Genomic DNA, 4,257 nt, shown 5'->3' with positions numbered 1-4,257 from the left:
GTACCAATTATATCGTGGAGAGAGATTGTTTTTAATTGGCAGGTAAGAATTCGCGTTGAACTAACGGGACACGATAGTTGAACAGAGCGAGGAGCAGTTTGCTACGGCAGCTGCTCCTTTTTTTTATTAAGCTACAGGGCAGTATAACGTGGTAGTTTCTTTCGATGGTTCGGCTGCTTGCCGAGATTTTGTTCAGTAATCTTTGATATAATTGATTTCAAATAATTGTAAGATAGAGGTGTTAAGTGAGCCATATAATAGGAGTTATTCTAGAGGGTTTTTCACATGCTGGAAAAACGTCTGTTTTAAAAGCTCTAAAGCTACTTCATGCACAAGATGAATCATCGGAGCGTAGTATCATTGTTCTAAGTGAACATTACTCGCAAGTGTTAAACAATGTTCAAGGCGAGTTTCAACGATTAAATCGTGATGAACATCTTCAGTTATTGAAGGAACGGGTTAGCATGTTGCGACAATTAAACGAATGGGCAGCTTATCTGGGTCCAGATGCATCTCGGGCATCAAGAGGTATATTTTTTATATTGGAAAGATTTCATTTGAATCATAGAGTAGCATTTCCCACCGAACTTTCACATGAAATCGAATCGCTTGAAAATGAATTGCTCCACCTCGGTGCTAAATGTGTATTACTAACGGTATCTTCTGAAAACGTAGAGCAAAGAATGCAAAAAACGAACACCTCACGAATGGACGAACAAAACTGTAGAAGAAATCAGAAAATCAGCTGATGAATTTATCCAAACCCAAAAGGAATTACGTAAACAATCTAGTTTTTCTATCCTGCCAACCATAGAAATAAATACTGATAAAAAAGAATGGATTACATATGCAAACAAAGTGATGGATCTATTAAACTAACTGGGAACTATTGCTTAATAAATACCTAAGACGCGGCTGCCGGCATGGATCAGCAGCCACATTGCGCTAACGGGCAGGATAGTGCAACTTTCTGTAATTAATTCCGTATAATCATTTTATATCCAATATGTGCTATTTTTTTAGAGTATTACCAAATTGGGGACTCTACGAGTTATACTAAAAATCAGAACAGGGAATCTTCGTCGTAATTACGATTACTTGCTATTGTTATAGAATCTGATTATTATTCAGCCACTATAGAATCGCGTATTTCTACCGAGGAGGGATCCAATTCCGATGAATTCAGCCGTCAAAATGATGCAAAAATTCAAAGACCGCGATACCCAGAATAAGCTGAAAGTCTATCAGGACAAAGTGGAGCTCATCAGGAAACGGAATTTGGAAGCATGGGACGATCAACAGCTTCAAGCGGAATCCCTCCGGCTGCAAAAAGAAGCAAAATCGGGTACACCTCTGTATGAGCTGCTTGTCGATGCTTATGCGTTAGTCTGCGAGGCAGCGAAGAGAAAGCTCGGATTACAGCCTTACAATGTCCAGATCATGGCTGCCATCGCTCTGCACGAGAGATTTGTGATCGAGCAGCATACCGGTGAAGGAAAAACGCTCTCTGCTGTTATGCCTGCTTATCTAAATGCGCTGACCGGCGAAGGCGTTCATGTGCTGACTTTTAACGATTATTTGGCAAAGCGAGATGCGGAGTGGATGGACCCGATCTATCGTTTCCTTGGGCTAACAGTAAACTCGGTTCAAGCGGGTATGAGCCTGTTTGAGAAATGGGAAGCGTACGCCAAGGATATAACTTATGTTACGGCTAAAGAGGCGGGATTCGATTATTTGCGCGACACGATCGCACTAAACGAAGCCGATACCGTGCATCGTCCTTTCCACTACGTCATCGTCGACGAAGCGGATTCACTGCTTCTCGACGAAGCGCGGGTGCCGCTAGTCATCACCGGCGAGTCGGGCTCTTCCAGCGACGATTGCATTCGTTTCGCAGAAGTGGCTCGGCAGCTTGAGCAAGCCGAGCATTACGACTTCGATGAGTTCCAGCGGAACGTGTACTTGAATGAAGCAGGCTCAGCGAAAGCGGAGGCATTGCTGGGATGCGGCAATTTGTACGATAGCCATAACAGTCATTTGTTAACGTCATTGAATTGCGCGCTGCATGTGGAATCGTTATTAAAAAAAGACGTCGATTACATCGTCCGGGACGGTAAAATCGAGCTGATCGAAGAATATACCGGACGCGTGGCGGAGAACAGGTATTTGCCGGACGGGTTGCAAGCCGCGCTTGCGGCCAAAGAAGGACTTCAGTCGAAAGCTGGCGGGAAAATTCTCGGGATGATCACCCTTCAACACTTCATTAGTCTGTATCCGAAGATTTGCGGAATGACGGCTACCGCGCACGCTTCCGCAATGGAATTCGAAGATATTTATGCGCTGCAGGTCGTGCAAATTCCACCGAACCGACCAAACATACGGATCGACCATCCTCACCGGATTTATACCCATAAAGAAGCCAAGCTTAAGGCGCTTGTACACGAAATCTCGTCCGTCCATGCGACGGGACGTCCAATTCTCATCGGTACGTCAAGCGTCGAGGAGTCTGACATGCTGGCGGAGGAGCTAGCCGTTGTCGACGTACCTTGCTATGTTCTGAATGCGAAAAACGACGCAGAGGAGGCCGAGATCATCGCCAAAGCGGGAGAAGTCGGTGCCGTGACGGTGTCTACGAATATGGCGGGACGCGGCGTAGACATTCGGCTAGGCGGCGGCAACCCCACGCAAGCAGAAGCTGTCGCCAAGCTGGGTGGGTTGTATGTGATTGGTACACATGTAAACGAAAGCGTGCGGATCGACGACCAGCTGCGCGGTCGTTCTGGCCGCCAAGGTGACCCGGGCGCCTCCGTATTTTTCGTAAGCTTGGAGGATGAGTTGATGCTTCGGTTCGGCATCAATAAAGCGAGTCGCGATCCTAGACAGGATGAGGCTCTCGAAGAGTCGGTGCTCCGCAGCAAAATCGCGCATATTCAACGCGTTATTATGGGCCAAAACTTCCATATCCGCCAGGAACTGAACAGTTATTCGGATATGGTGGAGGATCAGAGGCGAATTTTATTCGCGGAGAGACTCGGAATTTTGAAAGGCGAGAAGCCGATGAGCCCTTCGGAGCAGCGGGTACGGCTTTTTTATATCGACGAGTTCTGGGCTGATCATCTTGCATACGTTTCTTACATTCGCGAAGGTATCCACTTGGAGAGCCTTGTCAGTGGCAATCCGATCGACGAATTTCATGCACAAATCACCCAAGCATACGAGCAAATTCCAGCTAAAATAAATAGCGAGTCGGCGAATATGCTTGTAAGGCTCGGAGGTTCGAATGATCCGGCGAAGTGGGAAGAGTTCGGTCTGAAGAGCCCTACTTCCACTCGGACTTATATAATCAACGATCAATACATCCAGAATAAGCGCAGCTCATGGACCGCAATGACTGTATTTGCTTTTGGGATTCGCAAGATTTTGAGGTCGATATTCAAACTGTCAGAATTTTGATGCAGCTTAGCTTTTTCGAGGATGATCGGGACGAATAGGAGTGAACGCCCGATGAATACCTGTAATCGGTGCAGGAACATAGACCAGCCATGGCTGGTAGAGGAAGGCTGGGACTTAACCATTGCCAGGTTGAAATTACCTCCAATATTACGCTAACGGGACAATCGCAACAAGGAGGCAGCCGTTTATGGATTCGGTTGCTTTTTTCGTTACGCTAACTGGCAGTTTAACATGATTTTACATCACTTCTCGTTTGTAACCAATTCTTCTCTCAAACTCGTTCATATTTATGTAAATACTTAACTTGGAGGGAGATCATTTTGAAAAAAATGTTTGTTTTACTCGTATTCGTACTGGTTCTGGCAACAGGATGTTCATCCGACATAACTAGTGAATCAGACGAGAGTTGGAATCATAAAGAGGGTTTTGTTGTTGCGAAAGAAAACGGTAGAGTCCTGGTGGTGCGTGACAGGGTTGATAATATTGAAGCACCACTTAACGAAATATTGGAAGACGCTCAGCCGAATGCAATCTGGCTTTCAGTAGACAAAAAAGGTTTCGATGCTGTCTCGGTAGGTGACCAAGTGAGCATAAATATCCCTAACGGGGCGATAGACCAATCCTATCCAGCTCAGGCGTCGGCGGACGTGATCAAGAAATAGGAACTCCGTTAACGGAGAACTATAGTTCAATTGCATCAAGGCTGCCACATGGCAGCCTTTTCTCAACTGCGTGCCCAGAAGCACGCTTCATCTAACCGGTGTAAGTCCGGTCACGGGAGGGGCCAAGCCCCCGTGTAGCTTG

General features: G+C 46.2%; 3 protein-coding genes. All 3 read left to right on the top strand.

The features are described from left to right. Nucleotides 1-245: 245 nt before the first annotated feature. Nucleotides 246-749 (top strand): DUF4515 domain-containing protein, encoded by a 504-nt coding sequence (locus AC3WU2_RS30570; RefSeq protein ID WP_492458599.1) that lies wholly within the window; start codon nucleotides 246-248, stop codon nucleotides 747-749. 427 nt (nucleotides 750-1,176) lie between these two features. Continuing rightward, nucleotides 1,177-3,453, top strand: coding sequence for a preprotein translocase subunit SecA (locus AC3WU2_RS30565; RefSeq protein WP_492458598.1), 2,277 nt, complete (start codon nucleotides 1,177-1,179; stop codon nucleotides 3,451-3,453). Between the two features lie 329 nt (nucleotides 3,454-3,782). Next, nucleotides 3,783-4,115, top strand: a complete 333-nt coding sequence (locus tag AC3WU2_RS30560; RefSeq protein ID WP_492458600.1) for a DUF3221 domain-containing protein — start codon at nucleotides 3,783-3,785, stop codon at nucleotides 4,113-4,115. Nucleotides 4,116-4,257: the final 142 nt, after the last annotated feature.

The organism is Paenibacillus sp. EB106-05-06-XG162 (assembly GCF_058791655.1).
Note: the sequence above shows the minus strand (reverse complement) of the source record. Positions and strands in the feature narration are given on the sequence as shown.